Origin of the sequence: Chthoniobacter sp. (assembly GCF_040003245.1) — a bacterium.
GTDB lineage: Bacteria > Verrucomicrobiota > Verrucomicrobiia > Chthoniobacterales > Chthoniobacteraceae > Chthoniobacter.
This window is the reverse complement of sequence record NZ_JBDUCX010000092.1, coordinates 1-23,984: the sequence shown is the minus strand read 5'-3', so window position 1 is coordinate 23,984 and position 23,984 is coordinate 1. Positions and strand designations below refer to the sequence as shown.

The window sequence follows — 23,984 nt, the reverse complement described above, 5'->3', positions numbered from 1 at the left end:
CCGGTTGCCCTGGCTGCGCATGCTGCACCTGCGCGATCCGGGATTGCACCATGGCCATGAACTGCTGCTGCCCCACGACCGCCATTACCCGATCGCGGCCGACGAAGGAGACAACGGCCAGCAGGCCGATAAACAGGATCGCAAAGTGAATGCAGAAAGTCAGCAAGAGCAGTCCGAACGCCCGCGGCGCTTCGATGCTGTAGACTTTCATCGGGATCAACAGGACCAAGCCCAGGACCATGCCGCCGAATCCAATGAGCATCAGCCACGAGCGCATCGCATCGTGCATTTTCATGGCAAACATCAGCAGCACGACGCCCACGACGACGATCCCGATGCCCAGCGCAAAATTGCACACCCAGGCCTTGAGGACGTTTCCGAACGTCGCGGTTTCCTTGGGAACCACCGCCTTCGCGGCGAGCCACATGGCCAGGATGCCGAGAATCAAGTTGACGATTTGATACCCGATATAGGCGCCATTAACAGGCAGCGGTGGAACGCTTCCGAGAACAGAGGGAAAATGCCAGGAACCCGACGCATCGGGCAGGCCCGCCAACATGGATCCAAGGGAAAGGAGTTGCATGCGGTTCGAGGCTACCGGAGAACCTCCGTTCGTAACAATACTAATGTTAACTTTTCCGATGATTGAACTACGCCATTTACGGAAAGCTTTCGGAGGTAAACCGGCTGTCCATGATCTCTCGCTCGAAGTGCGCAAGGGCGAGATTTTCGGCCTGCTCGGGCACAATGGCGCGGGCAAAAGCACCACGCTGGGTATCCTGCTTGGTCAGGTTTTCCCTGATGCCGGCGAAGCTTTCATCAATGGCGTCTCCGTGCAGCGGGAGCGCGCGCAGGCCCTCGCGAAGACCGGCGCCATCTTTGAGGCGCCGCGCTTTTACGATTACCTCAGCGGCTGGCGCAACCTGGAGATTTACACGAGTTACTCGGCGCATGTGCCGAAGGACAAGATCGCCGAAGCCGTGGAGATCGTGGGCCTGACGAAGCGCATTCGCGACAAGGTCGGCACCTACAGCCAGGGCATGCGGCAGCGACTCGGCCTGGCGCAGGCGCTCCTGCCGGAAAATGAACTCGTGCTGCTCGATGAACCCACCAACGGCCTCGACCCCGAGGGCATCCACGAGATGCGCCTGCTCATCCAGCGGCTCAATCGCGAGCACGGCATCACCGTGCTCTTTTGCTCGCACCTCCTCGTCGAGGTCGAGCAGCTCTGCGATCGCGTGGCCATTCTCAATCAGGGCCACAAGGTCTTCGACGGGCGCTGGGCTGAACTGGAATCAGATCGGAGGCAAGTGCGTCTGGAAGTGGACGAGTGGGAAAAAGCCGAAACGATCCTGCGGCGGATCGGAGGACTGTCGATCATGGAACGCGGGGTCGTCACCGTGGATAAGACTTTTGACATCGCTGAAATCGTCACCTGTCTTGTGCAGGGTGGCGTGCGCGTCCGTGCGGTGGAACCGCAACGGCGCAATCTCGAGGAGATCTATCTCACTATCACGCACCATGGAATCCCACCCCTCGCCGAACGATGACGAGGCTGTCGCGCATGATATTCCGCTCTTCCTCCGTCGTGGCCCACGCCTTCTCTTGAAAAATCAATGATCCTCTTCTTTCGCCAACTGTGGGGTGAACTGTGGAAGCTTTTCGCGCGCAAACGCACTTACATCGGCTTCGTCGCATTTCTCGCCTTGGAAGTCATCATCCTCATCCTGTATCAGCTCCCTCCCGTGCAGCGTTCGTTCCGCCATATCATGGAAAAGGCGGGCTACGGATTCGATGGATACTTCTCCGGACTTACGCTCGCTTTTCAAGTGGTGTGCTGGACCGTCTTCCTGCTCGGTGGGCTCTACATCGCGCTCGTCGGCGGAGATATCGTGGCCAAGGAAGTGGAAGACGGCACCATGCGCATGACGCTCTGCCGGCCGGTCTCGCGCACCCGCATCCTCGTCTTGAAGTTGCTCGCCAGTATCATCTACACCGCAGTTCTCACGGTGTTCATCGGGACGAGCGCTCTCGTGCTGGGTTTGCTGCGGCAGGGTAGGGGCGGATTCTTTGTCTATCAGCCGTTGCAGAATCTCTTCGCCCTCTACGATTTTGGTCCCGGGTTGCAGCACTATTTTTCCTCGCTGCCCCTGCTCTGCATCACTTTGCTCACCGTCACTTCGCTCGCTTTCATGTTCTCGTGCTTCAACATGAAACCCGCGGCGGCAACAATCTGCACGCTCACCTACATCACGACCGACAACATCTTCCGCAATGTTCCCTATTTTGAATCCATCAAGTACTGGCTCGTCACCAGCCACATTGAAACTTGGTACAACGCCTACCGCGTGCCTTTCCCATGGTTCCAGACAGTGGAAGACCTCGCTTTCCTTTTCGGCTTCGATGCCACGGTCATCCTCATCGGTATGATCGCTTTCTCCGTGCGGGATTTCAAGTCTTGAGGTCTGCCGATTCGCGGCAACAGTAGCAGTCCCAAGTTCGCGCTCATTTATGGATATCTACGCCGATCCCGCTTACGCCATGGCCACGGAGCAATTCCAGGTCATCGCCGATTACCTGAACCTCGATAGCAACGTCCGCGAGCGCATGCTTTACCCGAAGCGCGCCATCGCCGTCACCCTGCCCATCCACCGCGATGACGGCAGCATCCACACCTATCAGGGCTACCGCGTGCAGCATCACCTCGCCATGGGCCCCACCAAGGGCGGTGTGCGCTTTCATCCCGGCGTGAGCCTCGGCGAAGTCGCCGCGCTCGCCACGTGGATGAGCTGGAAATGCGCTCTCACCGGCCTGCCCTACGGCGGCGCCAAGGGCGGCGTCACCGTCAATCCGCGCGACCTTTCCCTGCGCGAGCTGGAAGCCCTCTCCCGCCGCTACATGCAGGAGATGATTCCCTTCGTCGGCCCGCACACCGACGTCATCGGCCCCGACATGGGCACCAATGAGCAAGTCATGGCCTGGTTCATGGACACCTACTCGGTCTACAAAGGCTACGCCGTCCCCGAGATCGTCACCGGCAAACCGGTGAGCATCGGCGGCACCACCGGCCGGCGCGAAGCCACCGGCCGCGGCGTCGTCTACCTCATCGAGCGCGCCATGAACGTCCTCAAGATGCAGCCCGACCAGTGCACCGCCGTCATCCAGGGCTTCGGCAATGTCGGCGCCGTCACCGCCCTCGGCCTCGCTTACAAGGACGGGATGAAAATCACCGGCATCAGCGACGCCTTCGCCGCCTTCCATCGCGCCGACGGCATCGACATCACCGCCGCCGACAAATACGTCAACGAACACGGCAGCCTCGCCGGCTTCACCGAAGCGGACCCCATTTCCGCCGACAACCTCCTCACCCTGCCGTGCGATGTCCTTGTGCCTGCCGCCGTCGAGGGCGTCATCACGGAGAAAAACGCCGGCCAACTCCGCTGCCGCATCCTCGCCGAGGCCGCCAATGGCCCCACCACCCCCGCCGCCGACCGCATCCTCTTCGAGCGCTGGAACGACATCTTCGTCATCCCCGACATCCTCTGCAACGCCGGCGGCGTCATCGTCTCCTACTTTGAGTGGGTGCAAGGCCTGCAGCAATTCTTTTGGAACGAGAGCGAAGTCATCGACAAACTCTTCCGCATCCTCGAGCAAGCCTTCACTGCCGTCACCAAGCGCGCCCGCGACGCCAAGATCCCGCACCGCGTCGCCGCCATGGCCATCGGCGTCGAACGCGTCCTCGCCGCCAAAAAAGCCCGCGGCCTGTTCCCCTAGGCCCTCGCCCATCCTTTTAAGGATGCTGCGGGAAAGGGAGTTCAGGGGTTTGCGGTTTTCGCCACGGGCAGTCCCGCGAACTTCCACGAGTGATAGCCGCGATGCAGGTGATAGATCGACTGGAACCCGAGCGCGCGGAGGACCTCCACCGCCTTGCGACTCCGGAATCCACCCGCGCAATAGACCAGCACCGGCCGGGTCCGGTCGAGGTCCGCCACGCGCTCTCGAAAAGTAGCGTCCCCTAGGGAGACGTTGATCGCGCCCGGTACCGCGCCTCCCGCGAACTCCTTTCTGGATCTCACATCCAGCACCTGCGCGTCGGTTTGGGTTTGCAGCAGTTCCCTGGCGCCGCGCGCCCGCACGTTCACGCATTTCCTTCCCACTTCCGCGGTAAACAACCGCCGATCCCAACGCCCTTCATACCAGAACCATGCCAGGCAGATCGCGGCGAAGACAAGCAGGGCTGGCAGGATCAGGTTCATCGGGTGGGCTGGGCAACGGCCGGAAGGACCCCGCCCTGTTCCGGTGCAAACCCGCGCCGGAAGCGCAGCGCCACATGCACCAGGCCGATGAGGACCGGCACTTCGATGAGCGGGCCGACCACCGCGGCGAAGGCCACGCCGGATTTGATGCCAAAGACCGCGATGGCCACGGCGATGGCGAGTTCGAAGTTATTGCCCGCCGAAGTGAAGGCGAGCGTCGTCGCGCGCGGGTAATCCGCACCGAGCCGCTTGGCCATGAAGAAGCTCACGAGGAACATGATGGCGAAGTAGATCGTGAGCGGGATGGCGATGCGCACCACATCCAGCGGCAGCGCGACGATGGCGTTTCCCTTGAAGGTGAACATCACGACGATGGTAAAGAGCAGGGCGCCGAGCGTGAGCGGCGAGATGCGCGGGATGAACTTCTGCTCATACCAAGCCTCGCCTTTGAGCGGGACGAGCACCACGCGGCTGAGCACGCCCGCGGCAAACGGAATGCCGAGGTAAATCATCACGCTCCAAAAAATCGCGGACATCTCGATTTTCACGACTTTTCCCTCCAGGCCGAAATACGGCGGGAGCACGGTGATGAAGAGCCAGGCGAAGGCGCTGTAGAACAGGATCTGCGCGATGCTGTTGAGCGCGACGAGACCGGCGGCGTATTCGCGGCTGCCCTTGGCGAGATCGTTCCAGACGAGCACCATCGCGATGCAGCGCGCGATGCCGACGAGGATGAGGCCGACCATGTAATCGGGGTGATCGCGCAGCAGCGTGACCGCGAGCAGGAACATGAGCACCGGGCCGACGAGCCAGTTTTGCACCAGCGAAAGGGTGAGGATGCGGGTGTTGGCGAAGACCTTGGGGAGCTGCGCGTATTTCACCTTCGCGAGCGGCGGATACATCATGAGGATGAGGCCGATGGCGATGGGCAGGTTGGTGGTGCCCACGGTCATGGGCGCAAAAAAAGCCTCCGGATCGGCGATGACGAAATGCCCGAGGGCGACGCCCAGGCCCATGGCCGCAAAGATCCAGACCGTGAGGTAACGGTCGAGGAAAGACATTCTTCGTGAGACCGATTCGGTGAGGGGCGCGGTGCTCACGGGGGAGGGGATAGCGGTCAGCAGCAGCCGGACGGGCCGCAGCCGCAACCGCCGTCGGCGGATGCGGATGGCTCGTCGGCTTTCGCGGCGCCGTACCCACCGAGCACGACGCGCTTGATCGGCTCGCCGGTCTCGGGGTGATGGGTGAGCAGTGCGTCGGTCGTGCCCTGCTGGATTTCGTAGTGCTTGGGCTCCTCGCAGCAGGAGGCCGGAATCGTTTCGTAGAGGTAGGTAGGCATGGTGTGGAGTTAGACGGGTTGCGCATCGAGAAAGAGATGGGTCAGCGCGTCGGGACCCACCGGTTCGCGTTCCGACCAGCGGAGCAAGGCTGTGCGGCTGGCCAGTTGCCCGGTGACTTCGCGCAGATACGGCAGTTCATTGGCGCCCCGGCGCACCAGCAACGGATCGGTCGTCCCGCTTTCGGCGAAGCTCTGGTTGATGACCCACGCGAAGGGTTCGATGCCCGCGCGGCGCAGGTCTTCCTGCAAAGTGGCGGCTTCGTGGACCGGGGTGGCCTCGGGAAGTGTGACGAGAAGGACGCGCGTGAACTCGGGGTCGCGCAGCCGGGGAAGCAGTTCCCGGACTTCCTCCGGGATGGTGTCGCGTGCCTGGCGTCCCAGTTCGCGGTGATAGGCTTCGGTTGCATCCAACAGCAGCAGCGTGTGGCCGGTCGGTGCGGTATCGAGCACGACGAAGCTCTCGCCCCCTTGGGCCACGGTGCGGGCGAAGGCGCGGAAGACCGCAATCTCCTCGGTGCAGGGCGAGCGCAAGTCCTCCTCGAGCAGCGCCCGGCTGTCCGGGTCGAGGTCCGCGCCTTGGGCGGCGAGCACTTCTTCCACGTAGGCCGCGGTCTCCGCCGCCGGGTCGATGCGGCTGATGGTGAGGCCCGGCACTTCTCCGTTCAGGGCTTCGACAACGTGCGCCGCCGGGTCGGTGGTGGAGAGATGCACGCGAAGCCCACGGCGGGCCAGATCCACGGCGATGGCGGCGGCCACGGTGGTCTTGCCGACGCCTCCTTTACCCATCGTCATCACCAGGCCATGGCCCGGCGCAGCGAGCAAGTTCAGCAACTCCCCGGGCTCGAGCAACTCTTCACGGGCGAATGAGCGCGACTGCGGGGCAACTGCGGGGGCCGCGGTATCCGTGGACCGGACGAGGGCGCGGAGCGCTTCCACGCCGAGGAGATTGTGCGGGCGGAGCACGACTTCATATACCGGCAAAGAGGCGAGGAACTCCCGATAGGCCGCCAGGGCCGCCGCGCCTCGTTGTTCCAGGGCCAGCGCGACCTCGTCGCTCCGATCCGTCGCGCGAAACAGCCCGTTGAGGATCAGTCGTTGATTCGCCACGCCGATGGCGGTGAGTTCATCGCGCGTCCGCTGCGCTTCCCGCAAGGCGGCTTTCTGCGCGCGACTCACGAGCACCAGGATCGTGCGCGTTCCATCGGCCAACGCCGCGATGGCGGCTGCATACACCGAACGTTGCTGGTCCATGCCAGCCAGCGGGCCGAGACAGGAGGTGCCGGTCGTATTGGTGGCAAAGAATCCCGTCCACGCCTTGGGCAGCATGAGCAGGCGCAGGGTATGGCCAGTCGGTGCGGTGTCGAAAATCACGTGGTCGAATTCCACGGTCGCCACGGCATCCCCGAGCAGGCGCGAAAACTCATCGAAGGCCGCGATCTCCGTCGTGCACGCCCCGGAGAGCTGTTCCTCCATGCTGGCCAGCGCCGCGGGTGGAAGCTGTCCGCGCAATGGGCCGATGATTTTTTCCCGATACGCCCGCGCCGCTTCATCGGGATTGATATTCAGCGCCGAGAGTTGCGCCACGTTCGGCACCGGCGTGGGCGCATCCGTGAGCCTTACGCCCAGCACTTCATCGAGATTCGACGCGGGATCGGTGCTCACGAGGAGCACGCGCTTTCCTTGATCCGCCAGCGCAATCGCCGTGGCGCAGGCCAGCGAGGTCTTCCCGACCCCACCCTTGCCTGTGAAGAAAAGGAACCGCGTCGCCTCCTCCAGGAGGCGCGCAATCGAATGGGATTCGTTCACGACAGGACCTCCGGCGTTTCTACCGCCGCGCGGCGGCGAATCCATTCCGCGCGCTGGTCGTGATCGGGGTAAGCGCCTTGCAGCACCAGTTCGCCATCGAGGAAGATGAGCGGCAGTTTTTCCGCGCCCTGCGCTTCGAGGAACGCCTTGACGGTCGGGTTCTGCACGAAAGCCAGCGGCTGCTGCGCAAGATTGTAGCGCTCCACTTTGACGCCGCGCTGCTTGAGTTGATGCAGGAAGCCCGCGAACTGCGGTAGGATCGGATCAATGGATGGTCCGCACACTCCTGACGGACAGCACATCGGCGGGTCGTAAACTTGAATGGTTTTCATTGGGCGATTTCGGGGAGGGAACTGGCGCGCAGCGAGCGCTTCCGGTTGGGCGGGTTTGTCTTCGTCTGGTGATGTGACCAGTTCGTAAAATGGTCAGGCAAGGTTGGCTTCATCGTGCGTCCTCCGCGTGAAACTCATCGAGGCAGCAGAACATGTTGAGCAGGCACGGCCGGCTCAGGGAGTAGAAGATCTGGGTCCCGCGGCGCTCATCCTTCACGATCCCGACATTTCGCAGCACCGCGAGGTGGTTGGAAACCGTGGACATATCGACGCCGACCAAAGCCGTCAGGTCCGCCACGCAGCGTTCGCCGCTGGCCAGCGCATCGACGATGACCAGGCGATTGGGATTGCTCATCGCCTTGAACACCGCCGCCGCAACGCGGAAATCTGCCGGGGTCTTCGGTTTGGGAGGTGTCGGGGCCGCTTGCATACTTTGATAATCGGCCAAATATCAAAATAAAGCAAATGGTCTTCGGCAACTCGACCTCGCCGAAGCCCGGCGGTTGAGGCGGAAGGAAGAACCGGAAGACGCCGAGGCGGCCAGCCAGCTTTGGGGAAAAGGTGATCCAGCGTAGGGAGTGGAACCGGAGGGAGGGGCTCGGCCTGGCAGCATTTCAGTCTTGACAAGAGGCGTCTTTTGGTCTACCACACTTGCGTGACAGTGGGGGAAGGGTAGGAAAGGAGTTTGGGTGTTTCAGCGGCCCGGTTTGGGAAAGGACTATTCAATCGAAGGATGCACAGGACACGGACCAGATCATCGAACGCTTTGCTGACGGGAGTTCCCGGCGGGCGTTTCCGCGTGCCCGGATGCCAGACCGAGCTCCCGGCGAGACCCGCCGCATTGCTTTCCAGAGTCACTCCCTCTCACTCGCGCGGGGCAAGGGGTCACGCGAAGCGCGCCCGCAGGGTTGGCGACGGCGGTCGCAAGCAATCGTGCCCAGTCGTGCCTGATCGTGCCTGTATTTTTTTTCGCCTCACAGTCCGACTTGCAGCCCGAAGGGATCTGGAACAAGAACGTGGAACAGCGGGGGCCGGTCGCAGGCGTCGAAAGAGATCTGTGCCGATGCGTGTGACTCTCACCGACTTTTACAGAGAGATCGCACCGAATCGCACCCTTCCAATCCGACCCGGATTAAACCGCCGCCGATCCGCATGCGCTTACAGAGGACACCGACGACATCCGGCCAGTTCCGACTCGATCCGACCCATGAATTTCGCCGCTCCGAATCGCCAAAACTGCCCGCTCCAATGCGCGGCGGGCCGGGCTCGGGGAAAATCGTTCATCTCGGTAAAGCCCGATCAAGGCAAATTAAGCCAAATCAAGGCAATCAAGGCGGCACAAGGTCGAAATATTCCGCGCTTGCTCCCCAGCCTCCACGTCCAGGACCCCAGTGGAACAATCATGTGGAACAGCCGGCGAGACGGACGGAGCGCGAAATGGTCTGTCCCTTTCAGCGCCCATTTTGGCCACCAATAAAGACAGAGGGATCGCACCGAATCGCACCGATCAAATCCACCGCACGACAACAAACCGGAACGGGCCGCACACGCACCTGCGAGCGGGTTTTGTCGCACCAAAATCCAGAAGCTCGTCACAGGACCGTCACAAAGAAAATGAGAATGTCACACGTTTGTAACATGACGGAGACGAGTTTGTCACAGACAGGTCCGACTCTGTGCTCCATTAAATCCCGACCAATCTTGCGTTCCTGATCGAAAACCGCCCCCAATGCCTTCCGCGCCATCCACTGCTTTGCCTCCGACTGCGTCCGTCGGCGATGCGCTGCTCAATCGCAATCGGTTTCGGTTTCTCGGGCTCACGCCGGATGACATCATCAAATACTTTTTCAATGGCAACGCGGTCGTGGCGGTCGTGGTGCTGGCGCTGATCACGATCTTTCTCTTCCGCGAGGGGGCGGGCTTTTTCGGGCAGAGCCTGCGCGACCAGCGGCTCTATCGGCTGGCCGGTTTGGAATACGTCGATTTCATCCGCCACGAGGTGGACGACCACACAGCACTGACCCGTGCGCTAAACGAGTCGCGACTGGCGCAATTCAACAAGTTGACCGCAGCGGGCAAAACACCCGAGGAAGTGAATGCGGCGCTGGCGCCCTTCGATGCTTTCGCGGGCGCGTTTGGCGACACCATTGAGGATGTGCGCGGTATCCTTTCCGATCTCACCGATGCGGCGACGGCGATCAAAACCAAGGAGCAGATCAACGGCGATCACATGGTTCAGAAGTCGATGTTGCTGGGCGCCGGTCGGAAGGATGAAGCGGACAAGGTCGAGATCAAGCCGGTCGATTTCGCGGCCGAAACCGCCATCCTCAAGAGCACGTTCCCGGCGTTCCAGGCGGCGAACAGGCAATTCGCCACCAAGCTCGAGGCGACGCTGGCCACTGCCCCGGTGATGTCCGACGCCAAACTCCAGGCGCAGATCGACAAGGTAAAGGTCCGCGCCCGCGCGCTCATCCGATCGCTCCCGCACATCGAGCAGCAAATGCAGGATTGGAAATACGACGCACCGGTCCCGGCCTCGCGGGCGCTGACGTCGTTTCTCTTCGGCCGCGAATGGATCACGGCCAGCTTCTGGCAGGATTGGTACGGGATCGTGCCGCTCTTCGTCGGGTCGTTGCTCGTCTCGGTCATCGCGCTGGCCATCGCCGTGCCCCTGGGCATCTCGGCGGCGATCTACGTCAGTGAAATCGCCGGCCCGAAAGAAAAGAACTTCATCAAGCCGTATATCGAATTCATTTCCGCGATCCCGTCCGTGGTGCTCGGCTTCTTCGGCATCGCCGTGCTGGGAACCGCTTTGCGCTGGACCTCGCAAGTGTCCTTCCTGAGCTGGATCCCCGGTTTCCCGATGAGCGAGCGCTTGAATGCCCTCACGGCCGGCTGCCTGCTGGCGCTCATCTCCGTGCCGACCATCTTTTCGCTCGCGGAAGACGCCCTGAACAACGTGCCCAAGCACTTCAAGGAAGCGTCCTACGCCCTGGGCGCAAACCGCCTCCAGACGATCGTGCGCATCCTCGTCCCGGCTTCGCTGTCCGGCATCATCTCGGCGGTTCTGCTGGGCTTTGGCCGCGTGATCGGCGAGACGATGATCGTGCTGCTGTGCGCCGGTAATCGCATCGCCATTCCCGACTTCACGCAGGGCCTCGGTGCGTTCTTTCAACCGGTCCACACGATGACTGGCATCATCGCCCAGGAGATGGGCGAGGTGGTCAAGGGCGGCATCCATTACCGCGCGCTCTTCATGGTGGGCATCGTCCTCTTTTTGCTCTCGCTGATCATCAATTACATCGCCCAGCGCATCGTCCAGCGCTACCGCATTTCCATCGGGTAAAGAACATGCACGCCCCCGCCAATCCCTTTCTCGCCCCGAAGACTTCCGCTCGTGTGTTCGAGCGCTTCGCGTTTGGCTTCTTCCGTGCGGCGACCTATTTCATTCTGGTCTGCGCCGCGTGCATCTTCGGGCTTATCTTTTTCAAGGGTGGGCAGACGGTGTTTCAGACGCACTTTCCCTTCGTCAATGTGCCGTTCCTGACCCAGGCGCCGGAGACGCTCTTCGTCTTCCAGTACGAAGGTAAAAAGATGGAGCTCGGCGACCGGGCCTTCCGCGAATTCAAGAACACCCACGGGATCACCGACATTCCGGCGGAAAGTTACGTCTATAGCGCGGGCGGAATTTTCCCCTGCATCGTGGGCACTGTGTTGCTCGTCATCGGGTCGATGGCAATCGCGCTTTTCATTGGGATCAGCGCCGCGATCTATCTCAATGAGTACAGTACGCAGGGGAGATTCGTGCACTTCGTGCGCCTCGCCATCTTGAACCTCGCTGGCGTGCCTTCCATTGTCTTCGGCCTCTTCGGTCTCGGCCTGTTCGTGGGCTTCATGCCCATGCTGCAAGGGTTTTCCAATCCCACGGTGCCGAGCTTGCCGGTGGGCTTCGGCCATTACCTGAATTTCTCCGGGTGGAATGTGTGCCTGCTCTCCGGTTGGTTCACGCTGGCCTTCATGGCGCTGCCGGTGGTGATCACGGCCAGTGAAGAGTCGCTCAAGTCCGTGCCGAAAGGCTTTCGCGAAGGCTCGCTCGCTCTCGGCGCTACCAAGTGGCAGACCATCCGCACGAACGTCCTGCCCTATGCGCTGCCCGGCATGCTCACCTCCTCCATTCTCGGCATCGCCCGCGTGGCGGGGGAGACGGCGCCCATCATGTTTACCGCGGCATACGTGGTGCGCGACAAGATGCCCTGGCAGGTGGACCACGCGCTCGACGTGGTCTTCCAAGGGGTGATGGCGCTGCCCTACCATATCTACGTCGTCAGCTCGAAAATCCCGCAGAATGAATACACCGAGCGGGTCCAGTACGGCGCGGCCTTTGTCTTCCTCGTCATCGTCATGGGCATTGCGCTCAGCTCCATCTTCCTGCGCATCAAGATGCGAAACCGCTACCGCTGGTAACTATTCTTGCCATGAACGCTTCCGCTCCCAACTCTCTCATGAAGCCGCCCGAAACTGCTCCGATGCCCCTCGCTGCCCCAGTGACTTCCGAAGAACACCCGACGATGATCGAGGTCGAAAACCTCGACTTCTACTACGGCCAGGCGCGCGCGCTCCACGGCATCAACGTCAAGATCCCGGCGAACAAGGTCACGGCCTTCATCGGGCCTTCCGGCTGCGGCAAGTCGACGCTCCTGCGTTGCTTCAATCGCATGAACGACCTCGTGGACATCGCGCGCATCGGCTCCGGCAATATTCGCATCCATGGCATCGATATTCACCAACCGGACGTGGATGTCATCGCGCTCCGCCGGCAGGTTGGCATGGTCTTCCAGAAGTCGAACCCGTTTCCCAAGTCGATCTACGAGAACATCACCTATGGCCTGCAAATCCAGGGCATCAACGATCGCAAAAAGCTCGATGAAGTGGTCGAGAAAAGCCTGCGCGGCGCCGCCTTGTGGGACGAGGTGAAAGACCGCCTGCACACCAGCGGCCTCGGCCTTTCCGGCGGCCAGCAGCAGCGCCTGTGCATCGCGCGCGCCATTGCCGTGGAGCCGAGCATCATCCTCATGGATGAGCCATGTTCCGCGCTCGATCCGATCGCCACTTCCAAGGTCGAGGAATTGATCCAGCAGTTGAAGGGCAAGTACACCATCGTCATCGTCACCCACAACATGCAGCAGGCTGGCCGCTGCTCGGACAACACGGCGTTCTTCTACCTCGGCAAATTGGTGGAGTACGCCAGGACGGAAAAGATCTTCACAAATCCTTCGCAAAAGCAAACAGAGGACTACATTACGGGGCGTTTCGGTTGATCTCCTGCCATGCTATGCCTCACCCCTGACCGAGATCTGATATGAGCCTATTTTGGGAACAACAACTAGCCGACATCCGCGAGCAATTGCTGATGATGTCCGGCCTCACGGAACGCAACCTCGCGCTGGCCATGCGCGCGCTGGTCGAGCGCGACGACAAACTTTGCGACACCGTGGAAGCGGAGGACTCGCAGATCGATGCGCTGGAAATCCAGATCGATGAAATGGTCATCACCTACATGGCCACGCACGGTCCCATTGCCCGCGATTGCCGGCTGATGCTTACCGCGTCGAAGATTTCCAACAACCTCGAGCGCATCGCCGACCAGGCCACGAAGATCGCCCGGCGCTCCCGCGAATTGAACTCGGAGCCGCTGCTCAAGCCCTTGATCGACATCCCGCTCATGGCGGACATCGCGCAGGAGATGTTGCGTGACAGCATCACGGCGTTCGTGGACGGCAATCACGAACTGGCCATCGAGATCATCGCCCGCGACAAATCGGTCGACAGCATCAACAAGCAGCTCGAGCGCGAGCTCACGGGCTACATGGTGGAGAATCCCAAGTCGATCACCCGCGCGCTCAACCTCATGACCGTGGCCCGGGCCATCGAGCGGGTGGCCGATCACGCCACGAATATCGCGGAGGAGGTCTTTTACCTCTACAAAGGGCAGGACATCCGCCACGAGCCTTCGCTGAAGCAGCCGGTCTCGTCCGAGGGGCAGGGCTGAGAGAGCAGGGGGGTGCAGGGCGCTCCTTCTGTAACGCAATTGTCACATTGGCTTGCCTGTGAGGGGCGGGCTGCTATGCCTGCGGCGTTATGTCCGCCCTCCAACGCATCTTCGGCCGCGATACCAAGTTCTTCGATCTGCTCGAAAGCAGCGCGGCGGCGGCCAAACAGTGCGCCGCGAGCCTCGCCGCCGCCTTTCCCAAGCTCACCGGCCACCCCTCGAATGACGTCCTCACGGACCTTGCCCAAGCGCGCCGCAAGCACAAGCGCATCAGCCTCCAGACCACCGAGGAGCTGTGCAAGAATTTCGTCACGCCGCTGGAGCGCGAGGACATCGAAGCGCTCTCCTCGGCGCTCTACAAGATCACCAAGAACGTCGAGAAGATCGGCGAGCGGCTCTTGATCAGCCCGGTCGGAGCGGATCTCAGCGTCGTGGCCCGCCAGATCAGTATGCTGGAAAAGGCCGCGGACGTGGTGGTGACGATGGTCAATCAGCTCCGCACCAAAAGCCATGGCGAGGAAATCCGGGACGCCTACGAAAAGCTCCAGACGATCGAGGGCGACGCGGACAAGCTGATGAACGAATTGCTCCGGGATCTTTACCACGGCAGTGGCGACGCCCGGGCGGTGGTCTTCTGGAAGGACCTCTACGAGTTGCTGGAGAAGGGGATCGATCGCTGCCGCGACGCCGGTTACGTCATCTTTCATATCACGCTGAAGTATTCCTGAGCGCTCTCAGCGCTCACGGTCCGGATCTCTTCCCCGATGTTGCTCTTTCTTCTCGTCCTGCTGGCGGCGCTGGCCTTCGAATACATCAACGGCTTTCACGACACGGCCAACGCCATCGCGACCGTCGTGTCGACGAAGGTTTTGAGCCCGCGGCAGGCCATCCTGCTCGCAACCGTGGCCAATCTCATCGGGGCCTTCATGGGTGAGGCCGTGGCCAAGACCATTGGCATGGGGCAGGTGGAAAAGAACGTGGTCACGATGACCACGATCCTCGCCGCGCTGGCCGGCGCGATCATCTGGAATCTGCTCACATGGTGGCTGGGGCTGCCTTCCAGTTCCAGTCATGCGCTTATCGGCGGCCTGTGCGGGGCAGCGCTCGCCACCAGCCGGGGAAATTGGTCGGTGTTGATTTGGGACCGCATCACGCCGAAAGGCGCGGACGGCCTGTGGCCGAAAGTGATCCTGCCCATGATTACCTCGCCGCTCTTCGGGTTCGTGATCGGCTTCCTGCTCATGGCCGTGATCACCGCGTGCGTCTTGAACTGGCGGCCACGGGTGGTGAATGGCGTGTTCGGGAAACTGCAGATCGTGAGCGCGGCGTGGATGGGGCTCAGCCATGGCACCAACGACGCGCAGAAAACCATGGGCATCATTGCGCTGGCCTTGTTCACCGGCACGACGTCCGGGGCGTTCGCTCATCTGCCGGCGTGGCTCGGCTTCCTGCACACCCCGGAGTTCAAGATCGGGATTTGGGTAAAGATCGTCTGCGCGCTGACCATGGCGGCGGGTACAGCCGCCGGCGGCTGGCGCATCATTCGCACGATGGGTCACAAAATGGTGCGGCTGCAGCCGGTGCACGGCTTTGCCGCGGAGACGACCGCGGGGGCGATCATCTTCACGGCCTCACACTTCGGCATCCCGCTCTCGACGACCCACGTCATCGCCACCTCGATCATGGGTGTCGGCGCGATGAAACGGTTCAGCGCGGTGAAATGGGGCCTCGTGCACCGCATCGTCTGGGCCTGGGTGCTCACGATCCCGGCCACCGGCTTGCTCGGCTACCTCTTTGCCCGGCTCTTCCGGCTGGGCGGGTGGACCAACTAGCGCCGCAATGGAGCGGCTATTGGAGGTGCTCCATCGCCCACGCGTATTCGCGGGCCACGCTCCGCACGACATCGCCGGGGTGAACCTCCGGTGGCAGCACGTCGAAGGTGTAAGTCTCGATCTCGAGATGGGAGCAGATGCCACCATGCAGCTCGTGGAAGAAATCCGGTGTCAAGGCGTTGACTGTGGATTGCAACGGGCCGGCGCCGGTGAAGAAGAGTGGCACGTGGAAATGCACGCGGATCTCTTCCACATCGGGAAAGCCCGGCAGTTCCTCCAGCGCGGTCGGCAGATCATACCAGGAAAAGAGCGCTCCGGCGGCGGAGCGGCCCTTCACCTGGTGCAGGTAGACCGGCTCGGCAAAGGGGCGCAGGGCTTCCCAGCTTTCGGGGTTGGATTGCGCGCGTAACGCCGCGCTGAGTTGAATCTTGGAGATGCGGATGCCCTCGAACTGATAGGCGCGCAGTGATTCCGTGAGGTCTTCGCCTTGCAACGCCACGTGGCAGGTATCGAAGCACACCCCGAGGTGGCGGCGGATCATCGCCTCGGCATCCGAGCGGTAGCATTTCAAGATGCGTGCCACCTCCTGCGTGCCCGCGGTGAAGAGGACATCCTTGAAAAAAGCAATCGTCTCCGCGGTCGTCTCGAGATAGCAGTCCGGCTCCGGTTCGAGGCCGAGGTGAATGTCGCGCCCGGTGTCCTCGCGCAGCGCGGCGAGATAGGCCACCGCCGCCGCAAGATTGTCGACCACCGCCGAGAGATCGCCATTCCCCGTGATCCACGGCTTGAAGGAGCACGGTACGGTGCTGATGCTGCCATCGACTTCCTCAGGCAGCCAGGTGGCCAGCAGGTCGGCCAGTTGCATGGTGTAGTGCAGGCGCTCGGGCGTCCGCCAGTCGGGCGCGTAGACATTTTCCTTCACCGGCCCGGCATGAAACCGTCCGTAGGGAAAACCGTTGATCGTGAAAGGATAGATTTGGTTGGCCGCGAAAAACTCCAGCGCCTCGGCGCGCAGGTCGGCACTGTTAGTTAATTCCTCGGCCGCTTGTTGCGCGATGCGCAGGCCCACGCCGAACCATTGCCCTGGGGCCACCGCCTGCCGGATGGCGAGCGTCTTTTCTTTTAGCGCCGCGAGATTTTCCGCCCAGCTTTCGCCGGGGTGAATGTTAAGACAATAGGTGAGATGGAGGGGAGGACGTTGCTGGATGATCATCGGGAGCGCGCAAACGCTGCGAGTTCCTGCAATGCCAGCTCCATCAAGGCAAGATCGATTTCATGAACTTCGTGCCGGGCACCGATTCCGTGCGGAAAAGTGACCGTCAATTCACCTCCGAGATGCTCCTGAAAATCTCGAAGTCCTCCAAAAATAGCCCGTGTACCGTCCGGTTGTCGTCGATCGAGTTCATCGAACCAGAGGCGAAAACCGCTGCGACGAAAGCCGTCGCCGATAGACGACAGTTCTTCGGCGGTGATCCACGACTTCTTCGCGGCGTAAATGGAATCGAGCAACACGCCCGTCGCGACGGCCTCGCCGTGTGAGATGGCGAAGCCCGACATCAGCTCCAGCTTGTGCGCGGACCAGTGCCCGAAATCCAGCGGCCGCGCCCGCCCGTATTCAAAAGGATCGCCGCCGGTGCGGATGTGCTCGAGATGGATCTCCGCGCAGCGCACGACGAGCTTCTGCATCGCGGCAAAATCGCGCGCCGGGTATTTCTCCGCATCGGCGAGCAGCTCCGCGAAAAAGGCCTTGTCGCGAATGATGGAAACCTTGAAGGCCTCGGCGACACCGCACAGCCAGTCGCGGTCGGGCAAGTTGAGCAGGAAATCGAAATCGTTCAGCACTGCGAACGGCGGGGCGAAGGTGCCGATGGCATTCTTCCCGCCGAGAAAATTGACGCCGTTCTTCACGCCGACGCCGGCGTCGTTCTGGCCGAGCACGGTGGTCGGCACACGCACCTGGCGCAGGCCGCGATGCACGAGCGCGGCGGCCAGGCCCACGGCATCCATGACCGCGCCGCCACCGACGATAATGACGAAGGACTGGCGGTCGAGATGCGCGTCGAGCATCTGGCGCATGAATTGATCGACGAGGCTGAAATCGTTCTTGATGGCCTCGCCCCCGGGAACGAGCGACGGCGTGGCCACCAGCTCGAGCTGGGCGGGATGCGCGGCGAAGTAAGAGGAGACCTGCTGGGTCAGCAGCGGCAGAGTCTCGGCCACCTGGCGGTCGATAAAGACCATGGCGCGGTGCCGGCGGTGTTCCGATCGCCGGTCCAGCGTAGTCACGAGCACGGGATTCGCCGGATCGAAAACCGCGTGGGTGAAGACGACGGGGAAATCCCACGTCACATCGATGCGCTGCTGGACGGTATGCGTGGATGTCATGGCCGTGACTCCATCCACTGCTGCGTGGCCCGCGCGAGTCCGAGGAAGCTGGTGGGCGCCGGGTTGAGGGCCAGCGACGATGTCCACGCGACCTCAAAACCCGCGCCGACGTGGCCGTGCGCACCGTGAATCTTCGTGGTGTCGAAGCTCACGCTGCCCGGTGGCCAGCCGAAGAAAAGCTCGCACGGATCGTAGCCCGGCTTGTTGTGAATATCGACGTGGCTGGCGTAGTCGGGCGCGTCCTTCTTCTCGAACCACGGATAAGCGAACCACGCTCCCGGCTCGGCCACGAGCACGAGATCGCCGCTGCGCCGATGCCCGATGCCACGCGCCTCTTGCGCGGCGCGGTCGAGCACCTCGGCCACCCCGGGAAGCGCTTGCAGACACACTTTCGCGGCGGCGATCGTCTCGCCGTGGCGGCAATAGACGTGCGCGATCTGGTGGTCGACGACGGCAAAGGCCGGGCTGGTGAAGAAATCCGTGTAGGCCATGCGGCGGATGTCGCGCACGTGAAAGAGCCCGGCCTCGCGTAGCGCCCGGTTGGGGAACACGGCGCCGCGCTTTACCGGCTCGATGGCGTAGTCGCCCACGAAAATCCAGTCGTAGCCGAAGTCCTTGCACGCCGCCTTCAAGCGCGTGAGATAGCCGATGAGGATATCGAGCGCCTTCTCCGCCTGCTCGCTCTTCGGGCCGTGGCGTTGCAGATCGTAATCGAGATGCGGGATGTAAGCGAGCAACAGGTCGGGCGCGATATCGGGCTGGCCCATCACGGTCACCACCGCGTCCACGATCCAGTCGCTCGATTTGTAATTCGCCAGCGGTCCCCAATAGTTCATCAGATTGAACGGTCGGCCGATGGCGGTGTTGAGCCGGGCTTCGAGCGACGCGGGCTGCGTGTAGCACGACTGGATCATGCCGCCGCTGTGCTTGTGAATCGGCGCCGGCGTCACGATTAGGTCCACGTCCTCGCCCATGCTCTGCTGCCAGAACATCATCCCGACCTTGCCTCCCCGGGCGCGAAATTTCTCCCAGATGCGCGGCCCTTCGCAGAGCGTCGCGCTTTGCTCCCAGAAAAGCACCTTCGTCAGGTCCTTGAAAAAGAGGCCATTGGCCACGATCCCATGCTGCCCGGCCGGAGCCGCCGTGCGGAAGGCAGCCTGGGCGCTGCAGGTGAGCGCAGGCCAGGATGCCTCGGCGGGCCGGAACTCGGGCAGGTGCGACACGAGGTTCCAGCCGAAGGCGGCGATATCGATGACGAGAAGTTTATTCGGGGCGGTCAAAGGGCGTTTTACAGAAGGGACGAATAGAGAAGCACGAAAACGATAAATGGCCAGCAATCGACGCCTGTTTGAAAATTTTGCCTAAGAGATGCCCGGGGAAGCACGCACAGCCCGCCTCCTGCAAAAGCCATCCGCGGACACCACCCACTGCGATGCACCAATAAGGACGAAAATCATGAGAACCACGACCCTGACCTTCCCGGAATTGATCCTCATCGCCGCCACCCGCGGCATGCTCGGCGCAGGGCTGGCCCTGTTGCTGGCCGGGCGGCTCACCCGTCAGCAGCGCGAAACCGCTGGCACCATCCTCACCGCGATCGGGCTGATCACCACCGTACCGCTGGCCCTCGAAGCCTTTGGCAAGAGCGAGGTGCGCTGAAATCCAAGCTTTCCCATCGCTACCCGAGCCACTGGGGATTTTGGATCGTGCCGTCGAAGGTGTGCGTCGTCTTGTAACCCTCAAATTTTCCTGCCGTGGCGACGGGTGCCGTTTTCGCGAGCAAGGCCTCGATTTGCGCCTGGTCCATTGGCTGAAAAGACCGCGCGGCATTCAACGCTTGCTCGAGGATCGCCAGCGAATCGCAACCGGTGATCACCACACTCGTCGGCAGGCTCATGGCGTAGTGCAGGCATTCCACGGCGCTCACCGTCTTGCTTTCCAGGATCCAGCCGCTCCCGATCGGCTTCATCCCGAGCACGCCGATGCCCCGCTCGACGAGCACCGGCAATACCTTCTGCCCGAAGCTCTCGAAATGGGCGTCCATCACATTGAGCGGCATCTGCACCGTGTCGAAATGGAAGTCATGCGCCTTCGCCACCTCTAGCATGTGGAGATGAATGTCGGGATGCTTGTGGCCGGTGAACCCGATGTGACGCACCTTGCCCGCCTTCTGTGCTTCCAGCATGGCCTCCAGCGAACCGCCGCTGCCGAAGACCAGTTCCGGATCGCCCGGCCGGATGATTTCATGGAACTGCATCAGGTCCACGTGGTCCGTCTGGAGACGCGCCAGCGATTCATCGATTTGCCGGGCGGCGGCTTCCTTGGTGTGACCGTCGATCTTCGACATGAGAAACGCCTTCTCCCGGTAACCATCGCGCAGCGCTTTTCCCATGCGCACTTCGCTGACCCCGCCATTGTAATCCCAGCAGTTGTCCAAAAAGTTGATGCCACTGTCCAGGGCGGTGCGCACGATGCGGATCGCTTCGTCCTCGGTCGGCTTCTGCCCAATATGAAATCCGCCCACGCCAATCGCGGAGACCTTCTCCTTGGTGCGGCCCAGAACATGATAAGGAATGCCACCGCGCGCTTCGGCGGCCGGCGCCCGCATGCTCAATTGCGCGGCGATCCCGGCGGCCACACTGCCTTTGAGGAAAGTTCTGCGGCTCAATGGGGAAGTCATATCAGGTTTTCGCATCGCGTTGCGTGGAAGGATGGCTTTTTGCGCTCCGTATCACCACTCCGACGCCCCAATCAGGCGAAGCTCTGAGGCATAAGCGCTGGTCCGTCTTCGATTCCCTTGTGAACGCCTTCCGCAAATGTGGAGACCCGATTTCCGCCGGGGGCGTCATCTTTACTTACCTTACTTATTATGAGCTTGGAACTGGAACAAAAACGCGTCGCCATTCTTGCCGCCGATGGCTTTGAACAAGTCGAACTCGAAAAGCCCATGAAAGCCCTCGAAGAGGCCGGCGCCACGGTGAGCATCGTGTCTCCGAAAAAGGGAAAAATCCAAGGGATGAACCACGCCGATAAGGGCGACCAGTTCGATGTGGATCTTCCCCTCGAACATGCCAATGCCGAGGACTTCGATGCGCTGTTGATCCCGGGTGGCTTGATGAATCCCGATGAACTCCGCTCCACTCCCGCTGCCGTGGACTTCGTCCGCGCCTTCGCCCAGGCGGGAAAGCCGATCGCCGCTATCTGCCACGCCCCGTGGGTCCTGATCGAAGCCGGTCTGGTGAAAGGGCGCCGCTTGACCTCCTGGCCGGCCATCCAGAGTGACATCAAGAACGCCGGGGGCCAGTGGGTGGACGAAGAGGTAGTGGTCGACAATGGCCTCGTGACCAGCCGCAAGCCCGCGGATATCCCCGCCTTCAACGCCAAGGTCATCGAGGAGTTCGCGGAAGGCCGGCACGCCGGCATGGCCGCCGGCGCCCGCGGATTCTAATTGTGACCCGCCGTCGCTGAATGTGCTGGGCGGCTGGCGGGGCGTTAGCCCTAAAGCCGAAGCCTGGCGGTCAAGGTCGCGAGAAAAAATCTCGCACCTTAAATCGGCTTGACTGGGCTTAAGGCACCTTAAAATCGCTGCCGTTCTTCGCACCTTGATTAGGCTCCGGGTGGCCCTCTACCATCCTTTCGGAGTGACGACAGAACTAGGGGAACAATTGGGCGAAGGCACGCGCGTGAGAAAATTTGGAGGCTTGAGAGGGCTTGATTTACCTTGATTCGCCTTGATTGCTGGCGACCGCCATTGCCATCCCTGCGGTGGGCTGGCCAATCGCTCGATAGGAGTGAGCAGCGGAAAAAAATGGGGCACGATTAGATACGACTGGGCACGATTACTCTGGATTACAGTTGGCCGGAGCGTCCCAGTGGATCGTTTGGACGCCGGAGGCGTCATGGAGATTAGCCGGTCGGCGTCAGCCACCGCATATGGGACCGCCACGGCTCCGCCCCAGCGGGGCGGTAGGACTCCGCGGCCCCTTCGGGGCTGACGCTGGTGGAAAATCGTTTCCGGTGGCTGACGCCGACTGGCTAATCTCCAGAGGCCCTCCGGGCCAGTGCTCCGGCAGCTATTTTTGGCAGCCGCTCTAAAGTCCTCGGAGTTCATGCGGGGAAGTGTCGCATAACCCCGCGGAAAAAGTGCATTGCTCCATTGGTTCCATTGGCTCCATTGCGGAAAATTCACTCTGCGCACCTCACCATGGCACTCGGACAGGGTTGTGGACACAACCTTGAGCGCTCCAGCACCGGCTTTCATCCGCTGGCCCTGCTGGAGATGATGCCGGCTTGTGCGTGGCAGTTTTCAGGGCACGGGCCTGTAGCTCAATGGTTAGAGCAGGGGACTCATAATTAAAAATCGGCATTTTCGCCCGAATCTCACGGAATCGTTCGCAGTCCTCCCGAGCTGCTGGGCACTTGATTCGCTGGCGATTGAATGTCCTTCAGAGTCCTCCCGAGAACTCCCGAAATTTTCAATCGGGTTACTTTTTCGGGTTACTATTCAAGCAACGGATTTCAACCCCCCATTCTCTGCTATTTGCGATGTCCCGATTTTGCTCCGTGCGCCTTAAGTATATCGACAGTCTGCTGTGCTCGCTTTAAATGTTCTTCGGCTTGGTCGAGGGGCGACCAAAGGGAGTCTCCTTCATCGACGATAGCATTGATGTTTGCGCCGTGATCGAGCAGCCATTGTACGGCGGTTGCACTCCCAAAAGTAGCCGCTTGAAAAAGCGGAGGGTCGGGTGCGTACCCGGTCGATCCCTCGGGTCCGCCGTCTAGGAAACGTCCGTTTGCAGACGCTCCCGCCACGTAAAGCTTTGCCATTGTTTCGGTATCACCCCACCTGCACGCTTCTGTGAATGTTCCTTGGAGTCTCTCCCCGATTGGAGTGAAGGAAATGACGACGCGGAACGTGATGAGTCCCGCGATAGCCCCGAGCACGGCTGAAACGGCAAAAACGATAAATGGCTTCCGCATGGTCGCAATTATCACCTGCAGATTCGTGCAGGAAAGGACATCTCGCCTTGAAATGGATGAAAAACACATCTGGCAAAGTCGATTATCCCTCTACCGCGCAGCTTCCGGCGTCCCGCCGCCGGAGACGAGAGGGGAACCACGTTTCCCCTCAGACCCCTCCTCTGGGGGGGACTTGGCTCCGTACCTAGGGAGGCCGCTCCGCGCTCCGCTTGGGGGCTGTCGCCGCTTTTAGCGTTCAGAACGGCTGACCAATCAGCGGCACCGAGAAATCGAGGGGCTGGCAATTCCCCGTTTCCGCCCAATCCATCGCCCGCGCCCACTGGAGATGTTCCTGCGTGAATAGGTTCACGCCATTCCTTTGACCGCCAAACTTTTCCTTTGCTGGCCATGTAGCGGCGAACCGTGCGCCGGAATCGATGCAGGCTCGCTTTGGTCATTGTGAATTCCATCACCCTGGAGTGCGGAAGATTCTTGCGACCACAAGCACCCCAAAACCGCCCGACGTTTTCCCAACCCGGCGGCAGACTCACTTCTTTTCCGAGGTATTTCTTGCCGGCGTAGCACATCACCCCGCGAAACGAACGGGCTTGCTCCACCGAGGTTCCCGCCGCGAGGTGTTTCGGATCGCCGACGATTTCAAACCACGTTTGCGCCAGCCAATCCTTAGGCATGTAGGGCACGCCCCAGACGATCAAGTGAAAGTGCGGCGCGCCGCGCTTTTGCGGTTCCAGCTTCCACACGAGCGATGCGCAGTCGTGACTCCGGCCCTATCACAGGCGGATGATTTCGATCATCGCCCGCTTTCAAATTGCGTTGCCGCGACGGGGCGGGTGGCCATAGTAGCACACTCATCGATGCCGCCCGTGAAACCATCCCGTCCGCCTGCCCTGCTGGAGATGATGCCGGTTTTTGCGGGGCGGTTTTTGGGGCACGGGCCTGTAGCTCAATGGTTAGAGCAGGGGACTCATAATCCCTTGGTTGTGGGTTCGAATCCCACCGGGCCCA

Annotated in this window: 22 protein-coding genes and 1 tRNA gene; 12 read left to right on the top strand and 11 right to left on the bottom strand. The window is 61.5% G+C overall.

Features of this window, described 5'->3' with window-relative positions:
- A partial coding sequence (locus tag ABJF10_RS14400; RefSeq protein ID WP_348545280.1) for a hypothetical protein occupies positions 1–583 on the bottom strand: 583 nt, incomplete at its 3' end.
- 58 nt (positions 584–641) lie between these two features.
- Here ABJF10_RS14400 and ABJF10_RS14395 point away from each other — a divergent pair.
- The 3 genes from ABJF10_RS14395 to ABJF10_RS14385 all read left to right on the top strand — a co-directional run bounded on the left by ABJF10_RS14395 (position 642) and on the right by ABJF10_RS14385 (position 3,774).
- Positions 642–1,550, top strand: a complete 909-nt coding sequence (locus ABJF10_RS14395; RefSeq protein ID WP_348545279.1) for an ABC transporter ATP-binding protein — start codon at positions 642–644, stop codon at positions 1,548–1,550.
- A gap of 66 nt (positions 1,551–1,616) precedes the next feature.
- Positions 1,617–2,462, top strand: coding sequence for an ABC transporter permease subunit (locus tag ABJF10_RS14390; RefSeq protein ID WP_348545278.1), 846 nt, complete (start codon positions 1,617–1,619; stop codon positions 2,460–2,462).
- 49 nt (positions 2,463–2,511) lie between these two features.
- Positions 2,512–3,774 (top strand): Glu/Leu/Phe/Val dehydrogenase, encoded by a 1,263-nt coding sequence (locus ABJF10_RS14385; protein WP_348545277.1) that lies wholly within the window; start codon positions 2,512–2,514, stop codon positions 3,772–3,774.
- Positions 3,775–3,815: 41 nt separating this feature from the next.
- Here ABJF10_RS14385 and ABJF10_RS14380 read toward each other — a convergent pair whose 3' ends face one another.
- From ABJF10_RS14380 to ABJF10_RS14355, 6 genes are all read right to left on the bottom strand, one after another.
- Entirely contained in the window at positions 3,816–4,256 is a 441-nt protein-coding gene (locus tag ABJF10_RS14380; RefSeq protein WP_348545276.1) for a rhodanese-like domain-containing protein, read from the bottom strand.
- Positions 4,253–5,317: an ACR3 family arsenite efflux transporter gene (gene arsB, locus ABJF10_RS14375; RefSeq protein WP_348545282.1), complete on the bottom strand. Its 1,065-nt coding sequence runs from the start codon at positions 5,315–5,317 to the stop codon at positions 4,253–4,255. Before arsB ends, ABJF10_RS14380 begins: the two co-directional genes overlap by 4 nt.
- A gap of 56 nt (positions 5,318–5,373) precedes the next feature.
- Positions 5,374–5,595 carry a zinc ribbon domain-containing protein gene (locus ABJF10_RS14370; RefSeq protein ID WP_348545275.1) on the bottom strand — a complete coding sequence of 74 codons (222 nt, stop codon included), beginning with the start codon at positions 5,593–5,595 and terminating at the stop codon, positions 5,374–5,376.
- Between the two features lie 9 nt (positions 5,596–5,604).
- Positions 5,605–7,401: an arsenical pump-driving ATPase gene (arsA, locus tag ABJF10_RS14365; protein WP_348545274.1), complete on the bottom strand. Its 1,797-nt coding sequence runs from the start codon at positions 7,399–7,401 to the stop codon at positions 5,605–5,607.
- The gene (gene arsD, locus ABJF10_RS14360) at positions 7,398–7,733 is read right to left on the bottom strand and encodes an arsenite efflux transporter metallochaperone ArsD (RefSeq protein ID WP_348545273.1); all 336 of its coding nucleotides are present in this window, start codon (positions 7,731–7,733) and stop codon (positions 7,398–7,400) included. The genes arsA and arsD overlap by 4 nt, the downstream gene beginning before the upstream one ends.
- Before the next feature lie 109 nt (positions 7,734–7,842).
- On the bottom strand, positions 7,843–8,163 hold the full coding sequence (locus tag ABJF10_RS14355) for a metalloregulator ArsR/SmtB family transcription factor (protein WP_348545272.1): 321 nt from the start codon (positions 8,161–8,163) through the stop codon (positions 7,843–7,845).
- Positions 8,164–9,462: 1,299 nt separating this feature from the next.
- On the opposite strand from ABJF10_RS14355, the gene pstC reads away from it, so the two are divergent.
- From pstC to ABJF10_RS14325, 6 genes are all read left to right on the top strand, one after another.
- Positions 9,463–11,079, top strand: a complete 1,617-nt coding sequence (pstC, locus tag ABJF10_RS14350; protein WP_348545271.1) for a phosphate ABC transporter permease subunit PstC — start codon at positions 9,463–9,465, stop codon at positions 11,077–11,079.
- Between the two features lie 5 nt (positions 11,080–11,084).
- A complete protein-coding gene (gene pstA / locus ABJF10_RS14345) occupies positions 11,085–12,197 on the top strand; it encodes a phosphate ABC transporter permease PstA (RefSeq protein ID WP_348545270.1) in 1,113 nt (370 codons plus the stop codon).
- A gap of 62 nt (positions 12,198–12,259) precedes the next feature.
- Complete coding sequence (pstB, locus tag ABJF10_RS14340) at positions 12,260–13,051, top strand: phosphate ABC transporter ATP-binding protein PstB (protein WP_348545281.1); 792 nt, start codon at positions 12,260–12,262, stop codon at positions 13,049–13,051.
- Positions 13,052–13,092: 41 nt separating this feature from the next.
- Positions 13,093–13,782 carry a phosphate signaling complex protein PhoU gene (phoU, locus tag ABJF10_RS14335; RefSeq protein WP_348545269.1) on the top strand — a complete coding sequence of 230 codons (690 nt, stop codon included), beginning with the start codon at positions 13,093–13,095 and terminating at the stop codon, positions 13,780–13,782.
- Positions 13,783–13,871: 89 nt separating this feature from the next.
- Positions 13,872–14,510, top strand: coding sequence for a DUF47 family protein (locus ABJF10_RS14330; protein WP_348545268.1), 639 nt, complete (start codon positions 13,872–13,874; stop codon positions 14,508–14,510).
- A 36-nt stretch (positions 14,511–14,546) separates the two neighbouring features.
- Positions 14,547–15,614 carry an inorganic phosphate transporter gene (locus ABJF10_RS14325; protein ID WP_348545267.1) on the top strand — a complete coding sequence of 356 codons (1,068 nt, stop codon included), beginning with the start codon at positions 14,547–14,549 and terminating at the stop codon, positions 15,612–15,614.
- A gap of 16 nt (positions 15,615–15,630) precedes the next feature.
- Here the strand turns inward: ABJF10_RS14325 and eboE are convergent, their stop codons facing one another.
- The 3 genes from eboE to ABJF10_RS14310 are packed head-to-tail and all read right to left on the bottom strand — an operon-like array spanning position 15,631 to position 19,279.
- On the bottom strand, positions 15,631–16,827 hold the full coding sequence (gene eboE / locus ABJF10_RS14320; RefSeq protein ID WP_348545266.1) for a metabolite traffic protein EboE: 1,197 nt from the start codon (positions 16,825–16,827) through the stop codon (positions 15,631–15,633).
- The gene (locus tag ABJF10_RS14315; protein ID WP_348545265.1) at positions 16,824–17,999 is read right to left on the bottom strand and encodes a 3-dehydroquinate synthase; all 1,176 of its coding nucleotides are present in this window, start codon (positions 17,997–17,999) and stop codon (positions 16,824–16,826) included. The genes eboE and ABJF10_RS14315 overlap by 4 nt, the downstream gene beginning before the upstream one ends.
- A complete protein-coding gene (locus ABJF10_RS14310) occupies positions 17,996–19,279 on the bottom strand; it encodes a nucleotide pyrophosphatase/phosphodiesterase family protein (protein WP_348545264.1) in 1,284 nt (427 codons plus the stop codon). Before ABJF10_RS14310 ends, ABJF10_RS14315 begins: the two co-directional genes overlap by 4 nt.
- 175 nt (positions 19,280–19,454) lie before the next feature.
- Here ABJF10_RS14310 and ABJF10_RS14305 point away from each other — a divergent pair, with 175 nt between their 5' ends.
- Positions 19,455–19,658 carry a hypothetical protein gene (locus ABJF10_RS14305; protein WP_348545263.1) on the top strand — a complete coding sequence of 68 codons (204 nt, stop codon included), beginning with the start codon at positions 19,455–19,457 and terminating at the stop codon, positions 19,656–19,658.
- Between the two features lie 19 nt (positions 19,659–19,677).
- Here ABJF10_RS14305 and ABJF10_RS14300 read toward each other — a convergent pair whose 3' ends face one another.
- Positions 19,678–20,679, bottom strand: coding sequence for an aldo/keto reductase (locus ABJF10_RS14300; protein WP_348545262.1), 1,002 nt, complete (start codon positions 20,677–20,679; stop codon positions 19,678–19,680).
- Positions 20,680–20,868: 189 nt separating this feature from the next.
- Here ABJF10_RS14300 and ABJF10_RS14295 point away from each other — a divergent pair, with 189 nt between their 5' ends.
- Complete coding sequence (locus ABJF10_RS14295) at positions 20,869–21,447, top strand: type 1 glutamine amidotransferase domain-containing protein (RefSeq protein ID WP_348545261.1); 579 nt, start codon at positions 20,869–20,871, stop codon at positions 21,445–21,447.
- Between the two features lie 2,464 nt (positions 21,448–23,911).
- Positions 23,912–23,984 (top strand) — tRNA-Ile (locus tag ABJF10_RS14290).